This window comes from Pseudomonas sp. B20 (genome assembly GCF_020515755.1).
Taxonomy (GTDB): domain Bacteria; phylum Pseudomonadota; class Gammaproteobacteria; order Pseudomonadales; family Pseudomonadaceae; genus Aquipseudomonas; species Aquipseudomonas syringae.
Map to the genome: position 1 here is coordinate 268,388 of NZ_JAHPJG010000006.1, position 24,552 is coordinate 292,939.

At 60.1% G+C, this 24,552-nt stretch carries 26 protein-coding genes; 9 read left to right on the top strand and 17 right to left on the bottom strand.

Annotation, left to right across the window (positions count from 1 at the left end):
- Window positions 1-71: 71 nt before the first annotated feature.
- The 3 genes from prpC to LIX91_RS09215 all read right to left on the bottom strand — a co-directional run bounded on the left by prpC (window position 72) and on the right by LIX91_RS09215 (window position 2,964).
- Window positions 72-1,199, bottom strand: a complete 1,128-nt coding sequence (prpC, locus tag LIX91_RS09205; protein ID WP_046237749.1) for a 2-methylcitrate synthase — start codon at window positions 1,197-1,199, stop codon at window positions 72-74.
- 155 nt (window positions 1,200-1,354) lie between these two features.
- Complete coding sequence (gene prpB, locus LIX91_RS09210; protein WP_003433051.1) at window positions 1,355-2,248, bottom strand: methylisocitrate lyase; 894 nt, start codon at window positions 2,246-2,248, stop codon at window positions 1,355-1,357.
- Complete coding sequence (locus tag LIX91_RS09215; protein WP_003416136.1) at window positions 2,245-2,964, bottom strand: GntR family transcriptional regulator; 720 nt, start codon at window positions 2,962-2,964, stop codon at window positions 2,245-2,247. The genes prpB and LIX91_RS09215 overlap by 4 nt, the downstream gene beginning before the upstream one ends.
- Window positions 2,965-3,261: 297 nt before the next feature.
- Here LIX91_RS09215 and LIX91_RS09220 point away from each other — a divergent pair, with 297 nt between their 5' ends.
- The 4 genes from LIX91_RS09220 (at window position 3,262) to pabB (ending at window position 7,734) form a co-directional block, all read left to right on the top strand.
- The gene (locus LIX91_RS09220) at window positions 3,262-3,798 is read left to right on the top strand and encodes an ATP-dependent zinc protease (protein WP_003347099.1); all 537 of its coding nucleotides are present in this window, start codon (window positions 3,262-3,264) and stop codon (window positions 3,796-3,798) included.
- Window positions 3,799-3,802: 4 nt separating this feature from the next.
- Entirely contained in the window at window positions 3,803-5,338 is a 1,536-nt protein-coding gene (locus tag LIX91_RS09225) for an inactive transglutaminase family protein (RefSeq protein WP_003416135.1), read from the top strand.
- The gene (locus LIX91_RS09230) at window positions 5,338-6,315 is read left to right on the top strand and encodes an alpha-L-glutamate ligase-like protein (RefSeq protein WP_161420648.1); all 978 of its coding nucleotides are present in this window, start codon (window positions 5,338-5,340) and stop codon (window positions 6,313-6,315) included. Before LIX91_RS09225 ends, LIX91_RS09230 begins: the two co-directional genes overlap by 1 nt.
- 75 nt (window positions 6,316-6,390) lie before the next feature.
- Window positions 6,391-7,734 (top strand): aminodeoxychorismate synthase component I, encoded by a 1,344-nt coding sequence (gene pabB / locus LIX91_RS09235; RefSeq protein WP_226488384.1) that lies wholly within the window; start codon window positions 6,391-6,393, stop codon window positions 7,732-7,734.
- Between the two features lie 134 nt (window positions 7,735-7,868).
- On the opposite strand, the gene thrH is transcribed toward pabB, so the two are convergent.
- Entirely contained in the window at window positions 7,869-8,486 is a 618-nt protein-coding gene (thrH, locus tag LIX91_RS09240; RefSeq protein ID WP_046237753.1) for a bifunctional phosphoserine phosphatase/homoserine phosphotransferase ThrH, read from the bottom strand.
- A 139-nt stretch (window positions 8,487-8,625) separates the two neighbouring features.
- Between thrH and LIX91_RS09245 the strand changes: the two genes are divergently transcribed.
- The gene (locus LIX91_RS09245; protein WP_226488385.1) at window positions 8,626-9,360 is read left to right on the top strand and encodes a phosphoadenylyl-sulfate reductase; all 735 of its coding nucleotides are present in this window, start codon (window positions 8,626-8,628) and stop codon (window positions 9,358-9,360) included.
- A 147-nt stretch (window positions 9,361-9,507) separates the two neighbouring features.
- On the opposite strand, the gene cysB is transcribed toward LIX91_RS09245, so the two are convergent.
- From cysB to LIX91_RS09265, 4 genes are all read right to left on the bottom strand, one after another.
- A complete protein-coding gene (gene cysB, locus LIX91_RS09250) occupies window positions 9,508-10,482 on the bottom strand; it encodes an HTH-type transcriptional regulator CysB (protein ID WP_003315705.1) in 975 nt (324 codons plus the stop codon).
- A gap of 150 nt (window positions 10,483-10,632) precedes the next feature.
- The gene (locus LIX91_RS09255; protein ID WP_003315706.1) at window positions 10,633-11,127 is read right to left on the bottom strand and encodes a universal stress protein; all 495 of its coding nucleotides are present in this window, start codon (window positions 11,125-11,127) and stop codon (window positions 10,633-10,635) included.
- 76 nt (window positions 11,128-11,203) lie between these two features.
- Complete coding sequence (locus LIX91_RS09260) at window positions 11,204-12,124, bottom strand: 5'-nucleotidase (RefSeq protein WP_003347087.1); 921 nt, start codon at window positions 12,122-12,124, stop codon at window positions 11,204-11,206.
- Window positions 12,111-13,100, bottom strand: a complete 990-nt coding sequence (locus LIX91_RS09265; RefSeq protein WP_226488386.1) for a putative 2-dehydropantoate 2-reductase — start codon at window positions 13,098-13,100, stop codon at window positions 12,111-12,113. Before LIX91_RS09265 ends, LIX91_RS09260 begins: the two co-directional genes overlap by 14 nt.
- Before the next feature lie 233 nt (window positions 13,101-13,333).
- On the opposite strand from LIX91_RS09265, the gene LIX91_RS09270 reads away from it, so the two are divergent.
- Window positions 13,334-14,410, top strand: coding sequence for a 3-deoxy-7-phosphoheptulonate synthase (locus LIX91_RS09270; RefSeq protein ID WP_003315709.1), 1,077 nt, complete (start codon window positions 13,334-13,336; stop codon window positions 14,408-14,410).
- Window positions 14,411-14,496: 86 nt separating this feature from the next.
- Here the strand turns inward: LIX91_RS09270 and LIX91_RS09275 are convergent, their stop codons facing one another.
- The gene (locus LIX91_RS09275; protein ID WP_003315710.1) at window positions 14,497-14,784 is read right to left on the bottom strand and encodes a GNAT family N-acetyltransferase; all 288 of its coding nucleotides are present in this window, start codon (window positions 14,782-14,784) and stop codon (window positions 14,497-14,499) included.
- A 461-nt stretch (window positions 14,785-15,245) separates the two neighbouring features.
- Between LIX91_RS09275 and LIX91_RS09280 the strand changes: the two genes are divergently transcribed.
- Entirely contained in the window at window positions 15,246-15,497 is a 252-nt protein-coding gene (locus LIX91_RS09280) for an Lpp/OprI family alanine-zipper lipoprotein (protein WP_003347084.1), read from the top strand.
- A gap of 172 nt (window positions 15,498-15,669) precedes the next feature.
- Here LIX91_RS09280 and LIX91_RS09285 read toward each other — a convergent pair whose 3' ends face one another.
- The 3 genes from LIX91_RS09285 to LIX91_RS09295 form a co-directional block, all read right to left on the bottom strand.
- Window positions 15,670-16,635, bottom strand: a complete 966-nt coding sequence (locus tag LIX91_RS09285) for a L,D-transpeptidase family protein (protein WP_044323451.1) — start codon at window positions 16,633-16,635, stop codon at window positions 15,670-15,672.
- 112 nt (window positions 16,636-16,747) lie between these two features.
- Window positions 16,748-17,029, bottom strand: a complete 282-nt coding sequence (locus LIX91_RS09290) for a hypothetical protein (RefSeq protein ID WP_003315714.1) — start codon at window positions 17,027-17,029, stop codon at window positions 16,748-16,750.
- Window positions 17,030-17,085: 56 nt separating this feature from the next.
- Entirely contained in the window at window positions 17,086-17,691 is a 606-nt protein-coding gene (locus LIX91_RS09295; RefSeq protein ID WP_003315715.1) for an arylesterase, read from the bottom strand.
- Window positions 17,692-17,701: 10 nt separating this feature from the next.
- Between LIX91_RS09295 and LIX91_RS09300 the strand changes: the two genes are divergently transcribed.
- A complete protein-coding gene (locus tag LIX91_RS09300) occupies window positions 17,702-18,385 on the top strand; it encodes an ABC transporter ATP-binding protein (protein ID WP_003406778.1) in 684 nt (227 codons plus the stop codon).
- A complete protein-coding gene (locus LIX91_RS09305) occupies window positions 18,385-20,901 on the top strand; it encodes an ABC transporter permease (protein WP_226488387.1) in 2,517 nt (838 codons plus the stop codon). The genes LIX91_RS09300 and LIX91_RS09305 overlap by 1 nt, the downstream gene beginning before the upstream one ends.
- 92 nt (window positions 20,902-20,993) lie before the next feature.
- On the opposite strand, the gene greB is transcribed toward LIX91_RS09305, so the two are convergent.
- The 5 genes from greB to LIX91_RS09330 all read right to left on the bottom strand — a co-directional run bounded on the left by greB (window position 20,994) and on the right by LIX91_RS09330 (window position 24,470).
- Window positions 20,994-21,467, bottom strand: coding sequence for a transcription elongation factor GreB (gene greB, locus LIX91_RS09310; RefSeq protein ID WP_003416106.1), 474 nt, complete (start codon window positions 21,465-21,467; stop codon window positions 20,994-20,996).
- A 47-nt stretch (window positions 21,468-21,514) separates the two neighbouring features.
- Window positions 21,515-21,844 (bottom strand): hypothetical protein, encoded by a 330-nt coding sequence (locus LIX91_RS09315; protein ID WP_017277884.1) that lies wholly within the window; start codon window positions 21,842-21,844, stop codon window positions 21,515-21,517.
- A 104-nt stretch (window positions 21,845-21,948) separates the two neighbouring features.
- A complete protein-coding gene (locus tag LIX91_RS09320) occupies window positions 21,949-22,257 on the bottom strand; it encodes a hypothetical protein (protein WP_003316620.1) in 309 nt (102 codons plus the stop codon).
- A gap of 244 nt (window positions 22,258-22,501) precedes the next feature.
- The gene (locus LIX91_RS09325) at window positions 22,502-22,936 is read right to left on the bottom strand and encodes a DoxX family protein (RefSeq protein WP_100073679.1); all 435 of its coding nucleotides are present in this window, start codon (window positions 22,934-22,936) and stop codon (window positions 22,502-22,504) included.
- A 112-nt stretch (window positions 22,937-23,048) separates the two neighbouring features.
- The gene (locus LIX91_RS09330) at window positions 23,049-24,470 is read right to left on the bottom strand and encodes a transglycosylase SLT domain-containing protein (RefSeq protein ID WP_226488388.1); all 1,422 of its coding nucleotides are present in this window, start codon (window positions 24,468-24,470) and stop codon (window positions 23,049-23,051) included.
- Between the last annotated feature and the right edge of the window lie 82 nt (window positions 24,471-24,552).

Sequence of the window (24,552 nt, forward strand, 5' to 3'; positions counted from 1 at the left end):
ACACGTAGACTCCGCTTCCTCGCCTGTTTTTGCCTCGCCTGACCTTCGCTCGCCGACTTTTCGTACAGAGCCTAGCGCTGTTCCAGGGGTACGAACGCGCGCTGTTCGACGCCGATGTACTCGGCGCTCGGGCGAATGATGCGGTTGTTGGCGCGCTGCTCGAAAACGTGAGCGGCCCAGCCGGTCAGGCGTGAGCAGACGAAGATCGGCGTAAACAGCTTGGTCGGGATACCCATGAAGTGATACGCCGACGCATGGTAGAAGTCGGCGTTGGGGAACAGTTTCTTCTGCTCCCACATGACCTTGTCGATGGCCTCGGAGACCGGGAACAGCACCGTATCGCCCACTTCCTCGGCGAGCTTCTTCGACCAGCCCTTGATCACCTCGTTGCGCGGGTCGGACTCCTTGTAGATCGCATGGCCAAAGCCCATGATCTTTTCCTTGCGCTCCAGCATGCCCAGCGTGCCTTTGGTGGCCTCTTCAGCCGAGGCGAAGCGCTGAATCATTTCCATTGCAGCCTCGTTGGCACCGCCATGCAGCGGGCCGCGCAAGGTGCCGATGGCTGCCGTGACGCAGGAATACAGGTCCGACAGGGTCGACGCGCAGACGCGCGCAGTGAAGGTCGAGGCATTGAATTCGTGTTCGGCGTACAGAATCAGCGAGACGTCCATGACCTTGCGGTGCAGTTCGCTGGGCGCCCTGTCCAGCAGCAGGTGCAGAAAATGCCCGCCGATGGAGTCTTCCGCAGAGGTGCAGTCGATACGCTTGCCGTCGTGACTGAAGCGATACCAGTAGCACATGATCGCCGGGAACGCTGCGAGCAGACGGTCGGTCGAGTCGCGCTGCTGATCGAAGCTGCGCTCCGGCTCCAGGGTGCCGAGCATGGAGGCACCGGTGCGCATCACATCCATCGGATGCGTGTCGGCGGGTATGCGCTCCAGCACTTCTTTCAGGGCCTGCGGCAGATCGCGCAGGCGCCTGAGCTTGTCCATATAGGCAGACAATTCGGCCTGATTGGGCAGTTCGCCGTACAGCAGCAGGTAGGCCACTTCTTCAAAACGCGCCTCGGCAGCCAGATCGCGCACGTCATAGCCGCGATAGGTCAGCCCGGCACCGGCCATGCCCACTGTAGACAAAGCCGTCTGCCCGGCCACCTGCCCGCGCAGCCCGGCACCACTCAATACTTTTGCTTCAGCCATGGTGTTCTCCAATTTTGTTTTTGTGTGATGGGGCGCGAAGACTGTGGTTCAGACGGTACATCTTCGGAGAATATACCGGCCCTTTCGCGAACAAGCGAAGCGTCGCCCGGTTCGCTCCTACGGCCTGCGGCCAGAAGCCCGGTATTTCACAGGCATCACCCCTTCTTCTGCGCAAACAGCGCATCCAGCTTCTGCTCGAATGTGTGGTAATCGATCGCGTCATACAGCTCCATGCGCGTCTGCATGCTGTCGATCACGTTTTTCTGGCTGCCGTCACGGCGGATTGCGCCGTAGACATTTTCCGCAGCCTTGTTCATCGCACGGAATGCGGAAAGCGGATACAGCACCAGCGAGACATCCGCCTCGCGCAGCTCATCGACCGTAAACAACGGCGTGGCGCCGAACTCGGTGATGTTGGCGAGGATCGGCACGCCTGCGCGGTTGGCGAATTGCTTGTACATCGCCAGTTCGGTGATGGCCTCGGGAAACACCATGTCGGCGCCGGCTTCAATACAGGCAGCGGCACGTTCCAGCGCCGACTCCAGCCCTTCAACCGCCAGCGCATCGGTACGCGCCATGATCACGAAGCTGTCGTCAGTCCGGGCATCCACGGCAGCCTTGATCCGGTCGACCATTTCCTGCTGAGAAACGATTTCCTTGTTGGGACGGTGCCCGCAACGCTTGGCGCCCACCTGATCCTCGATGTGAATCGCCGCCGCCCCGGCCTTGATCATCGAGCGCACGGTCCGCGCTACGTTGAAAGCCGAAGAACCGAAACCGGTGTCGACGTCCACCAGCAACGGCAGATCGCAGACGTCGGTGATGCGCCGCACATCGATCAGCACGTCCTCAAGACCGGTGATCCCCAGGTCCGGAATGCCCAGTGATCCTGCAGCGACTCCGCCACCCGACAGATAAATGGCCTTGAACCCGGCACGCTTGGCGAGCAGTGCGTGGTTGGCATTGATCGCGCCGACCACTTGCAGCGGCTGTTCGCTGGCGACTGCATCGCGGAAACGCTGGCCGGGAGTGCTGTTGTTATGACTCATTGTTTACCTCGGTCGGAAGTCGTCTGGGAAGCGGCCTGATAATGGCGCTCGATGTTGCGTCTGGACGCGCCGATATGGCGGCGCATCAACAATTCGGCCAGCTCACCGTCGCGGTCGGCGATGGCGTCGAGAATGCGGTGGTGTTCGGCAAAGGCCTGACGAGGCCGGTTGGGCGTGGTGGAATACTGAATGCGGTACATGCGCACCAATTGGTAGAGCTCGCCGCAGAGCATCTGGCTGAGGGTGCGATTGCCGCTGCCCTGAATGATGCGGTAATGAAAGTCGAAATCACCCTCTTGCTGGTAATAGCCGATCCCAGCCTGAAACGCGGCGTCGCGTTCGTGGGTATCCAGAACGCCGCGCAACTCGTCGATTTCGGCCTGGGTCATGCGTTCGGCGGCCAGACGACAGGCCATACCCTCCAGTGACTCGCGGATTTCATAGAGTTCGATCAGTTCGGCATGACTGAGCGACACCACCCGGGCGCCCACATGCGGCACACGAACCACCAGGCGCTGCCCTTCGAGCCGGTGAATCGCTTCGCGCAGCGGCCCGCGACTGATGCCATAGGTGCGAGCCAGTTCCGGCTCGGAAATCTTGCTGCCGGGGGCAATCTCGCCTTTCACGATGGCCGATTGAATGCGTCGAAAAACGTTCTCGGAGAGGGTTTCCGAGTCGTCGGCAACCGTCATTGCTTCTTCGACCACCTTCAGCATTGTCGACACCCCATGGCTATATGCGCTCAAATCTAGCCATATTTGCTCAATCCGTCAAAGCCAAACCCTGCATTGTCGACAATCAGCCAAAACGAGCAAGCGCTGCTCGACACAGCAACCTGAACAGCCACACAGGTTGATCACTGGCAGCTGCAGGGCTTCATGCTAGAATGCGTCGCGTCCGTACAGCGCGCTCCGCAGCGGAGCCAGCGACTGCGAACCGCCTGCCCTATCATCATCAGGTCAATTCCATTTGCGCCCTGACCCTGAAGTTGTTCGCTCATCGCGCCAGGATTTATGAGACTGACTACCCTCCCCACACTGCTCAGCCTTCTGTTTTTACCCGGCCTGACCCTGGCCGCCAACAAGACAGTCTATGGCCTCAACGAATACGCCAGGCTGAGCGAAATCGATATCGAGATCGCCGCCAAGCTCGACACGGGCGCCAAGACCGCCTCGCTGAGCGCCCGCGACATCAAACATTTCAAGCGCGATGGCGAAAGCTGGGTGCGCTTCTATCTGGCCAGCGACAGCAAGCATGTACACCCCATCGAACGCCCCCTGGCGCGGGTCAGCAAGATCAAGCGGCGTGCCGACGACCTCGACCCGGATGACGACAATCGGTATTCGTCACGTCCGGTAATCAGCCTCGATATCTGCATGGGTGAATCTTTACGCACTATAGAAGTGAACTTGACTGACCGAAGTGCTTTCCAATACCCGCTTTTGATCGGCTCCGAAGCCTTGAAACGCTTTGATGCGCTGGTCGATCCAAGTCTTAAATATGCGGCAGGGAAGCCCGGCTGCGCTTCCGTCGCTCAAAACGCAGAGTAAATCCATGCGCTCTCTTACACTCCATCTGAAGATCCTGATCACTGCCCTTGTGACCCTCGGCATCGCGATCACGGCCTATCAGATTCTGGCGCTGGGCATACCCGTCAGCGAAGACGAAACCGATGACCTGTGGAATATCGACGCCAAAGTCGAGTTCGTCGCCAATCCCAAGGATTCGGTGAAGGTGCAAATGTTCGTGCCGCCGCTGGCCCACGACTACATCAGCCTCAATGAAAGCTTCATCTCGAATAATTACGGCGTCAGCGTCAACCGCGCTGACGGCAACCGCAAGGTCACCTGGTCGGCCCGTCGCGCCACCGGCAACCAGACCCTCTACTACCGACTGGTGTTGACCAAGCGTTACAGCGGTGAAAAGCCCAAGGTCAAAGGGCCTATCTTTCGCGACAGTATGACCGTCGAAGGCCCGGAAAAGATCGCTGCCGAAGCGCTGCTGGCGCCCATTCGCCAGCATTCGGCGGACGTTGAGACCTTCATCACCGAGGCCATCAAGCGCGTCAACAACCTGAATGACGATAACGTCAAACTGCTGCTGGCCGGTGATAACTCGGCGTCCAACAAGGCTCGGGTCACCGAGCTGCTGCTGTCGATCGCCCACGTACCGCTGGAAAAAGCCCACACCATTCGCCTGGATGCCGAGCAGCAGACACCGGAACTCTGGCTGCGCAGCTTCAACGGCAAGGAATGGCTGTACTTTAATCCCGACACCGGCGAAGCCGGCCTGCCGGACGATCGGCTGCTCTGGTGGACCGGCGAGGAAGGCCTGGTCAGCGTCGAAGGCGGCAAGAAGGTGCAAGTCACGTTCAGCCTCAACAACAGTGAAATGAACGCGATGCGTCTCGCCAAACTGACCGACGCCAGCACCGACTCGGACTTCCTGGCCTATTCGCTGTACGGCTTGCCGTTGCAGACCCAGCAGACCTTCATGATCATGGTCATGATCCCGATTGGCGTGCTGGTCATCCTGATTCTGCGCAACCTGATCGGCCTGCAGACACTGGGCACCTTCACCCCCGTGCTGATTGCACTGGCGTTCCGGGAGACGCAGCTGGGCTTCGGCATCGCCCTGTTTACCGTGATCACCGCGCTGGGCCTGTCACTGCGCTCGTATCTGGAGCACCTGAAACTGCAAATGCTGCCGCGCCTGTCGGTGGTACTGACCTTCGTCGTGGTGCTGATCGCCGCCATCAGCCTGTTCAGCCACAAGCTCGGGCTGGAACGCGGCCTGTCGGTTGCGCTGTTCCCGATGGTGATTCTGACCATGACTATCGAACGCCTGTCGATCACCTGGGAAGAGCGTGGCGGCAGCCATGCCATGAAGGTTGCCATCGGTACGCTGTTCGCCGCGTCGCTGGCGCATCTGATCATGAGCGTGCCGGAACTGACCTATTTTGTCTTCACCTTCCCGGCAGTGCTGCTGGTGCTGGTCGGCTTCATGCTGGCGATGGGCAGATACCGTGGCTACCGGCTGACCGAACTGGTGCGTTTCAAGGCATTCCTGAAAGAGGAAAAGGCCAAGTGATCGGCTGGTGGAAAACCTGGAAGGCGCTCGAAGCCCGCGGCATCATGGGCATCAATCGACGTAACGCCGACTACGTGCTCAAGTACAACAAGCGCAGCCTCTATCCGATCGTCGATGACAAGATCATCACCAAGGAGCGGGCCATCGCCGCAGGCATACATGTGCCGGAGATGTACGGCGTGATTTCCACGGAAAAGGAAATCGACAGGCTCGACGAGATCATCGGTGGGCACAGCGACTTCGTGATCAAACCCGCACAGGGCGCAGGCGGCGATGGCATTCTGGTGATCGCCGACCGTTTCGAGGAGCGCTTTCGCACCGTCTCGGGACGTATCATCAGCCACTCGGAAATCGAGCATCAGGTGTCCAGCATTCTCACTGGCCTTTATTCCCTGGGCGGTCACCGCGACCGCGCGCTGATCGAATACCGGGTCGTGCCGGACCCGATCTTCAAAAGCATCAGCTACGAAGGTGTACCGGACATCCGCATCATCGTGCTGATGGGTTATCCGGTGATGGCCATGCTGCGCTTGCCTACCCGCCAATCAGGCGGCAAGGCCAACCTTCACCAGGGCGCCATTGGCGTGGGTGTGGACCTGGCCACCGGCGTCACCCTGCAAGGCACCTGGCTGAACAACATCATCAGCAAGCACCCGGACACCACCCACTCGGTGGATGGCGTGCAATTGCCCAACTGGGACGGCTTCATGAAGCTTGCCGCCGAGTGCTACGAGTTGTGCGGCCTGGGCTATATCGGCGTCGACATGGTGCTGGACCAGGACAAAGGCCCGCTGATTCTGGAGCTCAACGCCCGTCCTGGCCTGAACATTCAGATCGCCAACGACAGCGGCCTGACCCATCGCACTCAGGCCGTCGAGGCGCGTCTGGAGCAACTGGCTCTCGAAGGACGTCAGGAATCGGCGCAGGAGCGAGTCAACTTTGTTCAGGACCTGTTCGGTCATGTGCCCGGCGTCTGAACCGACATACCGCTAGGACTGCCGCATCGGCAAGGCTACAATCGCCAGCCGCGTTTCCAAGACCGATATTCGACGATGCCGATCTGTTCGATACACCCCCTGCCCTACAGCGCCGACCCGATCGCGTTCTTTGCGCGAATCCGCGAAGCGCCGGGTGCGGTGCTGCTCGACAGCGGCAGGCCGACAGCCGTGCGGGGCCGACATGACCTGCTCAGTGCATGGCCGCTGCAGGAACTGAGCGTTGCCGATGATGAAGACGGCGCCGCCTACCTCCAGCGCTTGCGCGACAGTCTCAAGGCGCTCGGCGCAGCGCAGCTGCCTGACGGATGCGAGCTGCCCTTCGCTGGCGGCCTGATAGGTTATCTGAGTTATGAATTTGGTCGATGTCTGGAGCCGTTGCCGGATCAGGCCATTGACGACCTGCAACTGCCCGAGGCCCGTCTGGGGCTCTACGCCTGGGCGCTGATCAGTGATCATCAGGAGCAGACCAGCCAGCTGATTTTTCACCCGTCCCTTGTCGCAAGCGAGCGCAAACGGCTGATTGAGCTGTTCTCTGTCGATATCCCTGAGCCGCACACGGAGTTCCGCCTCAGCCAACCGTTTCAGGCCAGCATCAGCGCGGATAATTATCGCCAGGCTTTCCAACGAGTTCAGGCCTACATTCAGGCCGGTGACTGCTATCAGGTCAACTTCGCACAACGCTTTCAGGCGCAGTGCGTCGGTGACCCATGGGCCGCCTATCGTGCGCTGCGAGCAGCTTGCCCGACGCCGTTCGCCGGCTACCTCAGCCTGCCGGGGGCCGATGCGATTCTGAGTCTTTCTCCCGAGCGCTTCGTGCGGGTCAGCGCTCGGCAGGTCGAAACCCGCCCGATCAAAGGCACGCGGCCACGCAGCGCGGACCCGGCGCAGGATGCTGCCTTCGCCGCCGAACTGCTGGCCAGCGAGAAGGACCGCGCAGAGAACCTGATGATCGTCGATTTACTGCGCAACGACCTGGGCCGCAGTTGCCGCATCGGCTCGGTGAAAGTCCCCGAGCTGTTCAGCCTGGAAAGCTACCCCAACGTGCACCATCTGGTGAGCAGCGTGACCGGGGAGCTGGCCGCTGGCAACGATGCACTGGACCTGATCGCGGGCAGTTTTCCGGGCGGCTCGATCACCGGCGCACCGAAGATCCGCGCCATGCAGATCATCGACGAACTGGAGCCGACCCGCCGCAGCCTGTATTGCGGTTCGTTGATGCACCTGGACGTGCGCGGCGAAATGGACAGCTCGATCGCCATCCGCAGCCTGTTGGTCAAGGACGGACAGATTTCCTGCTGGGGCGGTGGCGGCATCGTCGCCGACTCCGACTGCGACGCCGAGTATCAGGAAACCTTCACCAAGGTTCGTGTGCTGCTGGAGACGCTTGAAGCACTCTGAACCGCTCTGCGTCGCAAAGAGGACGCAGAGCGTCCAGAACGGCATACCGACGCAGAGCGTCGGCACGATAGCCAGATCATTTCGTGACGCTCTGCGTCACCTGTCTCCAGTCGCGCGCAACCGAGGCTTCGCCCTCAAAGCATCAAATCCCGATTCGAGGCCTTGATGAATTCCTTTTTCAGGTCATCGAACGTGTGCACCGCCGGAAACTGCGGGAATTCGCGGATCACGTTGTCAGGAGCGTGGAACAGGATACCGGCGTCGGCCTCGCCCAGCATGGTCGTGTCGTTGTACGAATCACCGGCAGCGATGATCCGGTAATACAGGCTCTTGAAGGCCAGCACCGACTGACGCTTGGGGTCTTTCTGGCGCAACTGGTAACTGACCACCCGGTCGGTCTCGTCAGTGATCAGGCGATGACACAGCAGGGTCGGAAAACCCAGTTGCCGCATCAACGGCTGAGAAAACTCGTAGAACGTGTCCGAGAGAATCACCACCTGAAACCGCTCGCGCAGCCAGTTGACGAACTCCACGGCGCCCTCCAGTGGCTCGAGGGTGCCGATCACTTCCTGAATATCCGCCAGTTTCAGACCATGTTCATCGAGGATGCGCAGGCGCTGCTTCATCAGCACGTCGTAATCGGGAATGTCCCGCGTGGTGGCACGCAGCGATTCGATGCCGGTTTTCTCGGCAAAGGCGATCCAGATTTCCGGGACCAGAACACCCTCAAGGTCCAGACAGGCAATTTCCACAGCTCACTCCTCAGACTATTCGCTCTCGACGGAAGTGGCACTCTAGCCGCTGGCAGCGGCCACTGAACAGCGGATTTTGTTACCATTGCCGCCATCACGAGCGCTTAAGCGCCACTCTTGCATTTTAGGAAGCCGCCTGATGAGCCAACCTTTCGACGTCGCTGAACTGGCGACGACCTATGCGAACAAGTCTGCACAAGACATTCTGAAACTGGCCTTCGAGCACTTCGGCGACGAACTGTGGATCTCTTTCAGCGGTGCCGAGGACGTGGTTCTGGTCGACATGGCCTGGAAGCTGAACAAGAAGGTCAAGGTCTTCAGCCTCGATACAGGGCGCCTGCATGCGGAAACCTATCGCTTCATCGAACAGGTCCGCGAGCACTACAAGATCGAGATCGAGATCGTTTCGCCCGATCACAGCAAGCTTGAACCTTTCGTCAAGGAAAAGGGCCTGTTCAGCTTTTACCGGGACGGCCATGGCGAATGCTGCGGCATCCGCAAGATCGAGCCGCTGCGTCGCAAACTGTCTGGCGTCAGCGCCTGGGCAACCGGCCAGCGCCGTGATCAGAGCCCCGGCACCCGCAGCGCCGTTGCTGCGGTGGAAATCGACAGCGCTTTTTCGACAGCCGAGCGCACGCTGTACAAATTCAACCCGTTGGCACAAATGAGCAGCGAGGAAATCTGGGGCTACATCCGCATGCTGGAGCTGCCCTACAACAGCCTGCACGAGCGCGGCTTCATCAGCATCGGCTGCGAACCCTGCACCCGCCCGGTATTGCCGAACCAGCACGAGCGCGAGGGTCGCTGGTGGTGGGAAGAAGCCACGCAGAAGGAATGCGGGCTGCATGCGGGCAATCTGATAGTGCGCGACTGACGTCGCGAGCTACAAGCTACAAGCTACAAGCTACAAGCTACAAGCTACAAGCTACAAGCTACAAGCTACAAGCTACAAGCTACAAGCTACAAGCTACAGCCTGCGCGCTTTTACTTGCAGCTTGCAGCTTGTAGCTCAAAACTGCCTCTAATGCACCGGCAATTCGACATTGGCAAACAGCTCTTCCATTTCCTGCTTGTTATGGCACTGAATCGCCTTGGCCATGACTTCGCGGGTCAGGTGCGGCGCGAATTTCTCGATGAAATCGCACATGAAGCCACGCAGGAAGGTGCCGCGACGGAAAGCGATTTTTGTCACGCTGGACTCGAACAGATCACTGGCATCGAGCACCACCAGGTCGCTGTCCACTGCCTCGTCTATCGCCATTCTTGCCACGATACCCACCCCCAGGTTCAGCCTGACGTAGGTCTTGATCACGTCGGCATCCGCCGCCGTGAACACGACCTTGGGCACCAGCCCGCGATGGCTGAACGCTTCGTCCAGCTTGGAACGACCGGTGAAGCCGAAGACGTAAGTCACGATCGGGTATTCAGCCAGCAGTTCCAGCGTCAGCTTCGGCGCCTTGGTCAACGGGTGACCCTGCGGCACGACAATGCAACGGTTCCAGCGATAGCACGGCATCATCACCAGATCGCTGAACTGCTCGAGCGCCTCGGTGGCGATGGCGAAGTCAACCGTCCCGTCAGCGGCCATTTCGGCGATCTGCATCGGTGAGCCCTGGTGCATGTGCAGCGCGACATCCGGGTATTGCTTGATGAAGTTGCTGATCACCGGCGGCAAGGCATAGCGCGCCTGGGTGTGAGTGGTGGCGATCGACAGCGTGCCCTTCTTCTCGTTGGAGAACTCCTGGGCAATCTGCTTGATGCTCTCGACCTTGCGCAGGATCTCGCCCGCTGTCGTGATGATGCGCTCGCCTGCCGGCGTCACACGCGTCAGGTGCTTGCCACTGCGGGCGAAAACCTCGACGCCCAGTTCGTCTTCAAGCAGACGGATCTGCTTGCTGATGCCGGGCTGGGAGGTGTAAAGGCTCTGGGCCGTCGCGGAAACGTTGAGGTCGTGGTGCGCCACTTCCCAAATGTAGCGCAGTTGTTGGAGCTTCATATGTATCCCTCAAAGCAGATAAACCCTATGGGTATCGGCGACGGTATATAACTGGATTAATGGTGAGACGAATAATTCTAGAACTTTTTATCACCTTTGTAAGGTGATCGCACGCTCGATTTCATTAAAACCACCAATTGGACCTTTCCTCTACCCCCGCCCCTTTTTCAACATCATCGGAACCATGTAGACCGGCACATCGGAAAACTGCAGGACCCTGGCAGCCGTGCGGCCTACCGAGGTGCCCTCTTCCATCCTGCGGCTGTGACTGCCGACCACCAGCAAATCCACATTCAGCCTGTGCGCCTGCTCGAGAATCACGCTGGCTGGCTCGCCCTGAACGACGCGCACCGTACGAATCAGGGACAGGTCCGAGTGCCCTTCCCCCAATTCTTCACGAAACCCGTCGAGCATTCGTTGCTCTATTCCACTCAGAAACGCATTCACACCTTTGCCGCGAAGCTCTTTCAGCGCTTCCTCGCCCAGGTAACTCTGCAGCACCGACTCGGCGAACAGGCCCAGAGGCTCGACGACATGGATGACGTACAGCTCGGCGTTGAACGTTCGAGCCAGCGCCAGCGCGTGCTGCGTTACATAAGGCGCGTACAGACCGAGGTCTGCGGCATACAGCATCGAACGGACCATACAACCTCCCGTACAACCGGAATGGCGGAGATTGACTCAGCGTAGCAGCGCATCATCGGCTGCGACGGCGGACTTCTCAGCCCCCGTCGGCAAGTGGCACTATTTCGTTGCTTATGCCGTGCGGAACGTGACCCGTCGCCACCACATCACGCGCCTTCTCGCAGTGGCCGGGCTGATCGTCGAAAAACACATCGGCGGCGAACGCTTCAAGAAAGGCCGACTTTTGCAATCCACCGAGAAACAGCGACTCGTCCAGACGAATGTCCCATTCGCGCAAGGTGCGGATCACGCGCTCATGGGCAGGTGCCGAGCGAGCCGTGACCAGCGCGGTGCGAATCGGGCAGCTTGCGTCGGGAAACTCGCGCTGCAATTGATTGAGTGCGGCAAGAAACGGCTTGAAAGGCCCGCCGCGCAACGGCTCGCGAGCCCACTCACGTTCGCTGGCCTGAAAGGCCGCCAGCCCGCCGCTCTGGTACACCCGCTCTGATTCGTCGGAAAACAACACGGCGTCGCCATCGAAGGCAATCCGCAGCTCGGCGCTGGCTGCACGCCGTGCGCCACCCGAAAGGATCGTCGCGGCGGCGAACCCGGCGTCCAGGGCGCTGCGTACATCCTCGGCATGCGTGGAGAGAAACAGGTGGCAGCCAAACGCTGCGAGATAAGGGTAGGGACTGCGCCCACCGGCAAAGGCGGCGCGGCTGATGTCGAGGCCATAATGCTGAATCGAGTTGAAGACCCGCAGCCCGGTATCGGCACTGTTGCGCGACACCAGTACCACTTCGACGCGCGCCTTTTGCAGGCTGGCATTGAGGCTCAGCAGTTTTTCGACCAGCGGGAACGCATCGCCCTGCGCGAGGATTTCATCCTCATGCTCGATCTGATACTTGCGGTAGGCCTCGACCCCATCGGCCATGTACACCTCATGACTGTCGCGCAGATCGAACAGCGCACGCGATGAAATCGCCAGTACCAGCTTGTGGTCTTCAGCTTCTGTCATGAATCACTCCTTTGCTTGCCGGGTGGTTGCCCCGATCGATGAACGCCAGTGCCTGATAAAGCGCCCGCACGCGAGGCATGTCAAACCCGGCGGCAAGCGCTGCTGCCAGGGGTCGGGCATAAATGGCGTCCAGCTCCAGCGGGCGTCTTTCGGCCAGGTCGTGGTACATGCTGGGCCTGTAATCCGGCATGCTTTCGGTCACTGTAAACAGATGCTGCGCAAACCCCGGCGGCAAGGCATGGCCACAGGCCTCGGCGCCCTGCACGACCTCGTCCATCAGCGCACGGATCAAGGCCTGGCTGTCAGGGTCGGCCATCAATCGGCCAGTACTGGTCTGCAACAAGGCAGACAGCCCGTTGTAGGGCACATTCCAGACCAGTTTCTGCCAGCGGGCCTGTTGCAGATTGGCCATGACCGGCGCGTCGATGCCGGCTGTCCTGAACAGGGCCGCGCAGGCTTCGACAACCGCCATGCGGCTCGCCTCATCGTCCGCCGGGCCGCTGTGATAGCCGATACTGACCGCGCCGAAGGCTTCATGGGCGACGACGCCGGGCGCAAGCCGGTTGACGCAGACGAAGCACAGCCCGCCGAGTATGTGCAGGCTGTCGGGCAGGACATTACGCAGCTGGTCTTCGACAGCCAGACCGTTCTGCAACAGCAGCACGCTGGCGTTTGGCGCAGCCGCCTGGCGAATGATCGGACCGAGCGCGGCATTGCCGGTGCTCTTGGTGCCGACCAGCAGCCAGTCACAAGGTGGCATTTCAGCCGCCGAGCGATACGCCTGAACAGGCTTGAGGGACAGCTCGCCATGCACGGCGCTTTTGACCTGCAAACCTTCGCGCGCCACCGTGTCAAACTCGCTGCGCAGCAGAAAATGCACATCGTATCCGGCACGCGCCAGCATCAATCCGTAAAAGCCCCCGATGGCACCCGTACCTATGATGCCGACGCGCGGACGACGGGAATCAACACTCATGACCTCTCCCTTGACTGTCTCGGTATTTGCGGCCGTACACTATCCGTCGCAGCGGATTGTCTTGCAATAAGGCAGCGCATCTCGGCCAAAGACCTGGCCGATACCTCGTTTACTTATTGTCGAACGACGCGATAACGCGCTAAGGTTCGGCTCCCCGCTGCGCTCAAACCTGCTGGGCACCGCCGCACGGGGGACCGTTGGCGGCCAGTACCCGCGACCTGATGAGTAACACGATGGCTGATTTACCGATTGACGACCTCAACGTTGCCTCCAACGAGACTCTGATCACTCCGGATCAGCTCAAGCGCGACATCCCCCTGACCGATGCTGCCCTGCAGACCGTCAGCCAGGGCCGCGAAGTGATTCGCAACATTCTCGATGGCCATGATCACCGCCTGTTCATCGTGATCGGCCCGTGCTCGATCCACGACCTGAAGGCAGCCAAGGAGTACGCCGAGCGTCTCAAGGCGCTGGCCGCGGAAGTGTCTGACACGCTGTATCTGGTGATGCGCGTCTATTTCGAGAAGCCACGCACCACGGTAGGCTGGAAAGGCCTGATCAACGACCCGTACCTGGATGACTCGTTCAAGATCCAGGATGGCCTGCACATCGGTCGCCAGCTGCTGCTGGATCTGGCCGAAATGGGGCTGCCCACCGCCACCGAAGCCTTGGACCCTATCTCCCCGCAGTATCTGCAGGACCTGATCAGCTGGTCGGCCATCGGCGCGCGCACCACAGAATCCCAGACTCACCGCGAGATGGCGTCGGGCCTGTCCTCGGCAGTCGGTTTCAAGAACGGCACCGACGGCGGCCTGACGGTTGCCATCAACGCCTTGCAATCGGTGTCGAGCCCGCATCGTTTCCTGGGTATCAACCAGGAAGGCGGCGTGTCGATCGTGACCACCAAAGGCAATGCCTACGGTCATGTGGTGCTGCGCGGCGGCAACGGCAAGCCCAACTATGACTCGGTCAGCGTTGCGCTCTGCGAGCAGGCGCTTAACAAGTCCGGCATTCGCCCGAACATCATGGTCGACTGCAGCCATGCCAACTCCAACAAGGACCCGGCGCTGCAACCGCTGGTGATGGAAAACGTCGCCAACCAGATCCTGGAAGGCAACGAATCGATCATCGGCCTGATGGTCGAGAGCCATTTGAACTGGGGCTGCCAGGCGATTCCCAAGGACCTGTCGGAATTGCAGTACGGCGTGTCGATTACCGATGCCTGCATCGATTGGGAAAGCACTGAAAAGACCTTGCGCAGCATGCACGCGAAACTCAAGGATGTGCTGCCAGCTCGCAAGCGCAAGTAATTGCCTGACCGACTGCACTGCAATAACGAAAACGCCGAGCAAATGCTCGGCGTTTTCTTATGCTGACTGTCGGTCGCTACAGGTCGTCAGAGCTTGGCCGCCTGCGACTGCAGATCATGCAGCTCCATGTAACGCTCGACATAAGAGCAGGACGGTATGACGGAATAGCCCATGCTGTCGGCATAATCGAGCGCCTCCTTGGTCAGCGCCGCAGCAATTCCGCGACCCCGCAAGGCGTCCGGTACGAAGGTCCGATAGAAGTCCAGGGTCTGCTTGCCGAGATCCATATAGGTCAGATAGGCACGGTGGCCGTCGATAATGATTTCGAAATGGTGGCCGACTTCGTCATGGTGGATGGACAACGCCTCGCTCATCGCTACTCCTCGCGGGTCTTGGAATTTGACCCCTACCTTACCGGTCTTTTTCAGGCGAAGGAACATCTACGCCACCCAGTGTCTGTTTTCGACACCGGTAGAGCACTGCCGATCTCGACGGACATCACATTGAGATAGTAGGCGCCATTAGCGACTATGCTCAAGCTCGGTCGATGTAAAAACACTTGGAAATGCTCACGTGCCGACCAGCAGTCGATCAGGCAAGGGCTGATGCGAACTGTCGGTAACGCTTCAGCACGGCATGGGTCCCGTTAAAGTGGATAGTTTTTGTACAGAATGCTTGAGAAGTAACGCGGAGCGCTTTCAAAGCGAGGAATTTTAGCAGCTTCTTGCGCCGGGTCCGTTTACTTACTACAAACAATGGGTACTATGTACGCCGGTCGTTTTCTCATTTTCGAGAGATGACTAATTTGAAAAAAAATTCCTTGAAGGTGAACACGATGAACAACGTTCTGAAATTCTCTGCTCTGGCTCTGGCCGCAGTTCTGGCTACCGGTTGCAGCAGCGTATCCAAAGAAACCGAAGCTCGTCTGACAGCTACCGAAGACGCAGCAGCTCGTTCGCAAGCACGTGCCGACGAAGCCTACCGCAAGGCTGACGAAGCTATGGCTGCTGCTCAAAAAGCTCAGCAAACTGCTGACGAAGCCAACGAGCGCGCTCTGCGCATGTTGGACAAAGCCAGCCGCAAGTAATAATCCCCCGGGATTATTGAAAGCCGACCCGGTAACGGGTCGGCTTTTTTTTGCCTGTTTTCTGGCTGGGTGATTGCCTGCGCAAGCCTGAATGACTGTTCTGCTGTATCAGGAAGATAACTAATTTTTGCCAAAGCTCCGCATTGGAACGAGAGCGATTGCTGGCGACGATTTACTGAAAAATCACCGGCTCTTCAGCACTCGCAGGCGCTTTGCCCGGTTCTGCGATCTCCACCGGCATGCCGTCTTCGGCCGCAACCACATCACGTACCACGTCCCAGTTCATGCGCAGGTTGTTGGCCAGGTCGTCACGCTTGAGCAGCGCATTGATCACCGCAGTGTGCTTGTCGACCACCGACGGGTTGCCCAGGTCATCAACCGGCGTGTGCGCTTCCAGGTAAACCTTGCCGCCACTGATGCCGAACTTGTAGGGCTCGCTGATGATGCGCACGGTCGTGCCGACCGGAGCCATGTCGGCCAGTTCCAGCACGTTATTGTTGTACATGCGGAAACAGCCGTGACTGGTGCGCATGCCGATGCCGAACTTCTTGTTCGAGCCGTGGATCAGGTAGCCGGAAAGCCCCAGGCCGAATTTGAACGGCCCCAGCGGGTTGTCCGGACCAGCCGGCACCACGTCTGGCAGCGGATCGCCATCGGCCGCATGCTCGGCCTTGATCGAGGCCGGCGGCGTCCAGGTCGGGTTCGGCGTCTTGGCCGTCACCTTGGTCACGCCAATCGGCGATCCCCAGCCTTCACGACCGACACCCAGCGGATAGGTGTGCACGACATTCTGCCCCTTGGGGTAGTAATACATGCGGTATTCGGCAAGGTTGATGACAATCCCTTCGCGCGGACCCGGCGGCAGAATGAAACGGGTCGGCAGCACGATGTCCTTGCCTGCACCCGGCAACCAGGGATCGACGCCAGGGTTGGCAGCGATCATTTCCAGGTAGCCCAGATCATATTGGGTGCCCAGATCGGCGAAGGTGTCTTCGTATTTGGCCTTGATGACCTGCACCTGCCCCACGATGTCTTCGCCGGGCGGCGGCAACGGAAACTCCAGTGCATGGACAGAGCTCGCCGCGCACAGAGCAGCAAGCGACAGACAGCGGGTAACGGCTGGAATGCGCGACAACATCCGGGAAGATCCTTCGGGTAACGACTATAGAAAGTGAAACAGCAACTGAAGTGTACACCGGCCCTTGCCGGATCGGGGATATCTGCGGCCGGCGTTCAGGCAGTCATGACAGCTAGAGTTCAGGCCAGATAGGATTCATCCCCCTGCGTTGCGCATCCATGATGGCCTTGCACAAGGGACACAGACGCTCATCACGCATGGCCTGCAGTTCGACGGCGCGCATTTGCGGCTGGGCCGGCAACAACGTGCCACACAATGTACGGTCGATCGAGCCGCCCAGCTCCAATTGGCGAGCGATCAGATGGACGCGCACTTCCTGACAGGCGAACAGATCCAGCTGCTCATCGGGTTCAAGCATTTGATAGGCATACAGGGACCAGGCGGGACGCGGCATGGGGGGCTCCAGATCGGGGGCGCCACATTAGCCGAAAGCCCCCGCCCGGGAAAGCCTCAAAGCAGCGGTTTCAGGCTCGGCCAGACATTTTCCAGCAACTTGCCCTGAGCGCCGGCCGCCGGATGCAGGCCATCGGCCTGCATCAGTTCGGGCACCCCGCCTACACCTTCGAGAAAGAATGGCACGAAGGGGACCTTTTTCTCCTTGGCCAGATTGCTGTAAACCTCTTCAAAGGCCTTGGTGTAGCGTGGCCCGTAGTTGGGCGGGATGCGCATGCCCAATAACAGCACTTTGGCACCTGCCGCCTGCGAACGGTCGATCATCGATGAAAGGTTTTGTTGCAATTGAGCAGGCTGCTGGCCGCGCAGGCCATCGTTGCCGCCCAACTCCAGAATAACCAGTTCCGGCTTATGCTCTGCAAGCAGCGCAGGCAAACGCGCCTGGCCGCCTGCGCTGGTGTCGCCACTGATAGAAGCATTGACTACCTTGTCGTCGAATCCCTCCTTGCTCAGACGCTGTTCCAGCAGACTGACCCACCCCACGCGGGTATCCAGCCCGAAAGCCGCACTGATACTATCCCCAACGATCAACACCGTGCCCGCCAACGCGCCCTGTGACAGCAGCAGTAACCCCAGGCCAGCACTTAAAAACAACGCACGCATCGGATTCTCCATGAGTGAAAGTATTCTCAGTGCCCAAAGCCTCAGCAAAGTAGTCCCCAGCACCGAAGGTGACCTGACCATCCTGCACGAACTCTCCCTGGAACTAAACAAGGGCGATACGCTGGCCATCGTCGGTGCCTCCGGTTCGGGCAAATCCACCCTGCTCGGCTTACTGGCCGGGCTGGACCTGCCGAGCGCAGGTTCGGTCATCCTTTCGGGACGCAATCTCAGCGAGCTGGATGAAGACCAGCGCGCCAGAGTGCGGGCCGAGCACGTCGGGTTTGTGTTTCAGTCGTTCCAGTTGCTCGACAGCCTGAACGCGCTGGAAAACGTCATGCTGCCGATGGAGCTCGAAGGCCGCAAAGACGCCCGTGAAAAAGCCCGCGACCTGCTGGAACGGGTGGGCCTTGGCCAGCGCCTGACCCACACGCCGCGTCAGCTGTCCGGTGGCGAACAGCAACGGGTCGCCATTGCCCGCGCCTTCGCAGCCGACCCCGACGTGCTGTTCGCCGACGAACCCACCGGCAACCTCGACAGTCACACCGGCGAACGTATCAGCGACCTGCTCTTCGAACTGAACAAGGAGCGCAACACCACGCTGGTGCTGGTCACTCACGATGAGCGTCTGGCGCATCGCTGCCGTCGCCTGATCCGTCTTGAAGGGGGCCGACTGGTCGCCCCGCTGGAGCCTTGATGGCACGTTTGCCTTTTGCCCGCCTGCTGAGCCTCGCTGTCCGCCAACTGATGCGCGATGCCCGCGCCGGAGAATTGCGGGTATTGTTTTTTGCCCTTCTGGTCGCCGTGGCGGCGAGCACCGCCATCGGTTATTTTGGCGCCCGTCTGAACGGCGCGATGCTGCTGCGGGCGACCGAGTTTCTGGGTGCCGATCTGATCCTCGAAGGCTCGAGCCCGGCGCGTGCCGAGCAGGTCGAAGAAGGCAAACGCCTGCAACTCAAGCATGCGCAGATCGTGGTGTTTTCCAGCGTGATCGCGACCGACGCAGGTATCCAGCTGTCGAGCATCAAGGCGGTGGACGACGCTTACCCATTGCGCGGCGAACTGAAAAGCGCCGCAGACCTGTACCAGCCAGAACAGGCTGGCAGCGGTCCGCAACCGGGTGAAGCCTGGGTCGAGGCACGCTTGCTTCCTGCGGTCGACCTGAAGGTGGGAGACGACCTAGACGTCGGCTCCAAAACCTTGAAACTGACCCGCATACTGACTTACGAGCCAGACCGGGCAGGCAACTTCTACAGCCTGACCCCGCGCGTGATGATCAACCTGCAGGACCTCGCTGCCACCGGTGTGGTACAGCCGGGCAGCCGGGTCACCTATCGGGAGATGTGGAGCGGCCCGCCGCAAGCACTGGCGGCCTATCGCAAAGCCATCGAGCCGGGTCTTGAGCCGCATCAGGAAATCAAGGACGCCCGCGATGGCAGCCAGCAGATTGGCGGCGCACTGGGCAAGGCCGAACGTTATTTGAATATGGCCAGTCTGGTCGCCGTGTTGCTGGCGGGCGTTGCCGTGGCGCTGTCGGCATCCCGATTCGCTGCACGGCGCTTCGATGCCAGCGCCCTGCTGCGCTGCCTGGGACTGTCGCGCGGTGAGGCGATGACCCTGTTCAGTCTGCAACTGGCGATCATCGGCTTGCTGGCCAGCCTGAGTGGTGCCTTGCTGGGCTGGCTGGCACAGCTCGGGCTGTTCGCGCTGCTGCAAAATCTGCTTCCGGCAACCGTTCCGCCCGGCGGCGTGCTGCCTGCGCTGGCCGGCATGGGCACCGGGCTGGTAGCCCTGGCCGGTTTCGCCCTGCCGCCGCTGGCTGCACTGGGTCGCGTGCCGCCGCTGCGCGTCCTGCGCCGCGACATGCTGCCAATCCCCGCCAGCTCCTGGTTCGTGTATGGCGCAGCGTTGCTCGCGCTGGGCCTGATCATGTGGCGTCTGAGCCTGGATCTGGTGCTGACCTTCGCCCTGCTGGGCGGCGGCATCGTCGCCGCGCTGCTGCTCGGCAGTCTGCTGTTACTGGCGCTCAACAGCCTGCGCCGTCTGCTGTCCGGCGCCTCGCTGCCCTGGCGACTGGGTTTGGGGCAACTGCTGCGTTACCCGCTGGCCGCTGCCGGACAATCACTGGCTTTCGGCCTGATTTTGCTGTCGATGGGCTTGATCGCGCTGCTGCGCGGTGAGCTGCTCGACACTTGGCAAAATCAGCTGCCCAAGGATGCACCGAACTATTTCGTGCTCAATGTACTGCCGGCCGATAAAGAAAACTTCGCCCAGACCCTGAGCAAGCTGTCCACTCACGCGGCGCCCCTTTACCCGGTGGTGCCAGGACGCCTGACCAGCATCAACGGTGAACCGGTCAGTAACTTCGTGACCAAGGATTCGCGCGGTGAAAATGCCACGCGTCGCGACCTGAGCCTGACCTGGGCCGCCGAGCTGCCCGAGGGCAATACCCTGACTGCCGGCAGTTGGTGGAAGGCGCTGCCTGACTCCGGGCAAAGCGACGCAACGCCCGGTGTCTCGATCGAGGCTAAACTGGCCGACAGCCTGAAAATCAAACTGGGCGATCGCTTGAGCTTCATCGTCGGCGGACTGACCCGCGAAGCCGTGGTTACCAGCCTCAGGAACGTGAACTGGGATACCTTCCAGCCCAACTTCTTCATGATTTTCCAGCCCGGCACCCTCGCCGACTTGCCGACCACTTACCTGACCAGCTTTTACCTGCCACCCGGCCAGGACAAGCAGATCGTCGAGCTGTCGCGCGCCTACCCTTCCATCAGCATTCTGGGTGTAGAGGCTCTGCTGGCGCAGGTACGCAGCATCCTCGATCAGGTGACCCTGGCCGTGCAGTTCGTCCTGCTGTTCGTGCTGGCTGCAGGTATCGCCGTGCTGTTTTCCGGATTGCAGGCCACGCTGGACGAGCGCATCCGGCAAGGCGCACTGCTGCGTGCGCTGGGCGCAGAGCGAGCGCTGCTGATCAAGTCGCGACGCATCGAATTCGGTTTGCTGGGAGCTGCCAGTGGCGTACTGGCGGCGTTGGGCTGTGAGCTGGTGAGCTTCGTGCTGTACCGCTACGCCTTTTCGCTGGAATGGCAACCGCATCCGTGGCTACTGTTGCTGCCGGTGATCGGTGCCTTGCTGGTCGGTAGTGCGGGTGTATTCGGCACCCGCCGCGCACTGAACGTCAGCCCGCTGACCGTGCTGCGCGAGGGTTGAGGCTACTCACAAATCTCGTGGGAGCGAGCTAGTTGTGTATAGCGATCAGCGCTCCGCGTGAGAATGCAATGCCGGACGCTCTGCGTCCGGCTTCACTTCTCGTAATCAATCGAGTTCACGAACCACAGCTTCTCGCCTTCGGGCGTATTGACCAGCACCTCGTCGCCCACTTCCTTCTTCAGCAAGGCGCGGGCCATGGGCGAGTCGATGGAGATGTAGTCGTTGCGCCCATAGATTTCGTCATAACCGACAATGCGGAATTTCTTGATATCGCCCGCTTCGTTTTCGATCTCGACCCAGGCACCGAAGAACACCCGTCCTTCCTGCTCCGGGGAATACTGCACGACACGCATGTCTTCGAGGCGCTTGCGCAGGTAACGCACGCGTCGGTCGATCTCGCGCAGCAGCTTCTTGTTGTACTGGTAATCGGCGTTCTCGCTGCGATCCCCGAGCGATGCCGCCCAGGCGACTTTTTGCGTAATGTCAGGCCGGTGCTCTCGCCACAGGTAGTCGAGTTCTTTCTTCAGGGCTTGATGCCCGTCACGGGTGATGATCTTTGTACTCAAGAAGTTTCTCCGGCCCGGCAAAAATCAGTTCGACAGGCGACAAAGACTCAACGTCGCGCCACCTCATGCTGGATGCAGCCGTCGTAATAGACCTTGGTCACCGCATCAGGCTTGAGCCGCGACTCGCTGTCGTAGGTCTGTTCCGTGATACGCAATGCCATGGGCCGCATCCATTGTTTGGCAAACTTGCGCGCCTGCAGCTTCTGCCGCGCGCCATAGCGAGTAACGCCTGACAACTTGGAGGCCTGCGCACCGCCCGCAATGGCCGAGCCCCAACGACACAGATAACGCTCGTTTTCCGTGGCGTTTCTGGCCTGAACGGAAAAAGCCAGCCCGGAAAGCATCAGGCACGCCAGAGCACAATAGACCAAACGCATGCGAAAACCACCTAATCCTTTGATAAGGCGGCGATTTTGCCTGTCCGTTCACGCGTCGGGGGCCAGCAATATGCCTTCTATGCCCATTGGCTGAATCTGGCGATTCAACCCAGCGTAATCAGACCCTGCCGGGCGATGCGGGTCAGGTCATGAATCACCTGCCCGACATCATCTGCCTGCGGCGATTGCACCACGGCGAGGTCGAATTGATCGTCGGCAAAATGACTCAGCGACTGATGGGTCTCGGCGAACTGAATCAGAAACGCACAGGAGCCGCCACGCCGACGCGGCCAGCCGTCGAGATAGCGCAACAACGTGGGCTGATGGGAACCGCTGAGGAGAATTTTCGGGTTCTTGCGGGACAAGACCGTGCTGATCGGGGAAAGACGAATGAGGGGGCGCAGGTTGTTCATGGTGGTTTCTCTGCCTCGCAAGATCCGCTGGGCAGCGGTGAGAGGCAACACCGAACCAACGTTTTAGCGGTATTTCGACAAGACTTCAGCCTTGCCAGGCGCCCCGCAAGTAGTTGTTAAATCGGCGCTTGAGCACGCATCCTAGAGAAACGTCCCATTCATTGTCAATTGCCATTCATGGCAGGAGCCCGCAAACGCACAAGGCCCGCCACAAGAGCGGGCCTTGCACAGCAAGCGTAGCCGGTTATCGGGCGATGATACGGTCCAGCGAAAACTTGCCTGCACCTTCGATGAGTACCGCTACGGCCCCGCCGAGCAGTGCCAGCGCGTACTCGTAGCCGTTGTTGGCCATGAAGAAGCCGTTGTGGATGTGCACGGTGAAGATCGCCACCAGCAAAAGCAGGATCACCACGACCGCAGCGGGACGAGCCAGCAGCCCCAGCAGCAGGCCCAGGCCGCCAAAGAATTCGGCACTGCCCGACATCAGCGCCATCAGGTAACCCGGCGTCAGGCCCAGGCTTTCCATGTACTGCGCAGTGCCTTCCAGGCCATAACCACCGAAGGCGCCGAACAGTTTCTGGCTGCCGTGCGCGATGAACGCGATACCGACGATGACGCGCAGGACAGTCAGGCCGTAACCGGCACGAGTGGTGAGGACCGACTTGATCAATGTGTTCATGGAGGACTTTCCGTAAGTGATGGGTGATTAACAGCGAGTGGCGCCATGATAATCAAATTCACTCATGTAAAAACCGCAAATAACGGCGTATAGAAATCGAATAAATCGATCTTTAGCGTTTTACCGCTGGTTTGGGACCGCTCTTTTCCAGCGAGTCGCGCTCGCGGTCAAAGGCCAGGTAGTACTTGTTCACGCTGTTCACGAACGCCACGACATTGGCACCGCCCTGCTCCATCGCCACGCGCTCGGTCTGGAAGAACCACTGGTTCGGGTTCAGCCCGCGACGCCGCGCTTCCTCGCGCATGCCCTGCACGCGCTCAGGTCCCAGGTTATAGGCGGCCATCACGAATGCCATGCGCTCGCGTTCGTTGACCCGTTTACTGGAGAAATACTTGCGCTGGATCAGCGCCATGTAGCGCGAACCGGCTCGGATGTTGTCGTCAGCGCTCTGGATGCTCGGCACGCCAACGCTTTTCGCTGCCGAAGGCGTGATCTGCAACAAGCCTGTCGCGCCGCCACTGCCCTTGGCAGACGGGTCGAGTTTGGATTCCTTGAACGCGAGGGCAGCCAGGTCAAGCCAGTCCATGCCCTGCGCATCGGCATGGCGCTGCAGCATCGGACGCAGTTGTTCCAGACGCTGCAGGTTGTTGCGCACCAACGGGTTGTTGACCTTGTAGGTGTTCTTGTACGCGTTGGCGAACACCTGATCCTGCTGGGCCGACGGCTTATAGTCTTTGAGGAAATCGTCGACACTGGCCCGCAGCTGGGTGGCGTTGTCACGAACGAACCAGCTGATATCCCCGTGGGTCTGCAAGGTCAGGCCGCGTTCGATGCGCAGTTTGGGCATGATCTTCGCCCAGCGCTCGGCAATCGGCTGCTCGACCAGCGTCATCGGGTAAATCCCGGCCTGGACCATTTCCAGCACATCCTCGACAGCCAGACTGGGGTCGACCCATTCGATTTTTGCCAGGGGCAGCTTGCGCAGTTCCAGTTGCCGATTGACCTGATGCAAGGCTTCGTCGGCAGCACTGCCGGTGGGCAGGCTCAGGGTCTTTCCGGACAATTGATCCACACGGCGCACACTGCGCTGACCACGAACGCCAACCAGCACCAGAGGCACGTCGTGCACGATCGGTGCGCTGGCCTGAATGCCCTTGGCGTCGCTGACATCGAGCAGCTCGCCGGGCGCGATCATGTCGCCTTCTCCGCGCTGCAAAGCCGTCAGCAGCTGGTTCTTGGCCTTGGGGATAACCTTGATCGTGATCTTCTGCCCGGTACGGGAATGGCTGTTGAGGTACTGCTCGAAGGCTTGCAGGCGATGGTATTCGACGCCGATTTCCTGACCCTTGACGTCGCCGGAGCTGTTACGGCTCTGATTGACCAGTACGCGTAGCACCTTGCTGCTGCGAATCGCCGGCAAATCGCGCACCTGCACAGTGTGCTGCACGACCTCGGGACCGGTCTGACGAGCAGAAACCTGCAAGGGCAGCAGCGGTAACAGGCACATCAAAGACACAAGCGCGGATCGGATCATTCACTTCCCCAGGGCAATGCCGGAAAGAAACAGGAAAAAGGAAATCTTGAGGTCACGCAGCAGCGTCGAACAGCGAAGGAAA

Bases quoted from the DNA above. Each gene is read 5' to 3' on its own strand.
- prpC (WP_046237749.1), bottom strand. From the start codon at position 1,199: ATGGCTGAAGCAAAAGTATTGAGTGGTGCCGGGCTGCGCGGGCAGGTG.
- prpB (WP_003433051.1), bottom strand. From the start codon at position 2,248: ATGAGTCATAACAACAGCACTCCCGGCCAGCGTTTCCGCGATGCAGTC.
- LIX91_RS09215 (WP_003416136.1), bottom strand. From the start codon at position 2,964: ATGCTGAAGGTGGTCGAAGAAGCAATGACGGTTGCCGACGACTCGGAA.
- LIX91_RS09220 (WP_003347099.1), top strand. From the start codon at position 3,262: ATGAGACTGACTACCCTCCCCACACTGCTCAGCCTTCTGTTTTTACCC.
- LIX91_RS09225 (WP_003416135.1), top strand. From the start codon at position 3,803: ATGCGCTCTCTTACACTCCATCTGAAGATCCTGATCACTGCCCTTGTG.
- pabB (WP_226488384.1), top strand. From the start codon at position 6,391: ATGCCGATCTGTTCGATACACCCCCTGCCCTACAGCGCCGACCCGATC.
- LIX91_RS09245 (WP_226488385.1), top strand. From the start codon at position 8,626: ATGAGCCAACCTTTCGACGTCGCTGAACTGGCGACGACCTATGCGAAC.
- cysB (WP_003315705.1), bottom strand. From the start codon at position 10,482: ATGAAGCTCCAACAACTGCGCTACATTTGGGAAGTGGCGCACCACGAC.
- LIX91_RS09255 (WP_003315706.1), bottom strand. From the start codon at position 11,127: ATGGTCCGTTCGATGCTGTATGCCGCAGACCTCGGTCTGTACGCGCCT.
- LIX91_RS09260 (WP_003347087.1), bottom strand. From the start codon at position 12,124: ATGACAGAAGCTGAAGACCACAAGCTGGTACTGGCGATTTCATCGCGT.
- LIX91_RS09265 (WP_226488386.1), bottom strand. From the start codon at position 13,100: ATGAGTGTTGATTCCCGTCGTCCGCGCGTCGGCATCATAGGTACGGGT.
- LIX91_RS09270 (WP_003315709.1), top strand. From the start codon at position 13,334: ATGGCTGATTTACCGATTGACGACCTCAACGTTGCCTCCAACGAGACT.
- LIX91_RS09275 (WP_003315710.1), bottom strand. From the start codon at position 14,784: ATGAGCGAGGCGTTGTCCATCCACCATGACGAAGTCGGCCACCATTTC.
- LIX91_RS09280 (WP_003347084.1), top strand. From the start codon at position 15,246: ATGAACAACGTTCTGAAATTCTCTGCTCTGGCTCTGGCCGCAGTTCTG.
- LIX91_RS09285 (WP_044323451.1), bottom strand. From the start codon at position 16,635: ATGTTGTCGCGCATTCCAGCCGTTACCCGCTGTCTGTCGCTTGCTGCT.
- LIX91_RS09290 (WP_003315714.1), bottom strand. From the start codon at position 17,029: ATGCCGCGTCCCGCCTGGTCCCTGTATGCCTATCAAATGCTTGAACCC.
- LIX91_RS09295 (WP_003315715.1), bottom strand. From the start codon at position 17,691: ATGCGTGCGTTGTTTTTAAGTGCTGGCCTGGGGTTACTGCTGCTGTCA.
- LIX91_RS09300 (WP_003406778.1), top strand. From the start codon at position 17,702: ATGAGTGAAAGTATTCTCAGTGCCCAAAGCCTCAGCAAAGTAGTCCCC.
- LIX91_RS09305 (WP_226488387.1), top strand. From the start codon at position 18,385: ATGGCACGTTTGCCTTTTGCCCGCCTGCTGAGCCTCGCTGTCCGCCAA.
- LIX91_RS09315 (WP_017277884.1), bottom strand. From the start codon at position 21,844: ATGCGTTTGGTCTATTGTGCTCTGGCGTGCCTGATGCTTTCCGGGCTG.
- LIX91_RS09320 (WP_003316620.1), bottom strand. From the start codon at position 22,257: ATGAACAACCTGCGCCCCCTCATTCGTCTTTCCCCGATCAGCACGGTC.
- LIX91_RS09325 (WP_100073679.1), bottom strand. From the start codon at position 22,936: ATGAACACATTGATCAAGTCGGTCCTCACCACTCGTGCCGGTTACGGC.
- LIX91_RS09330 (WP_226488388.1), bottom strand. From the start codon at position 24,470: ATGATCCGATCCGCGCTTGTGTCTTTGATGTGCCTGTTACCGCTGCTG.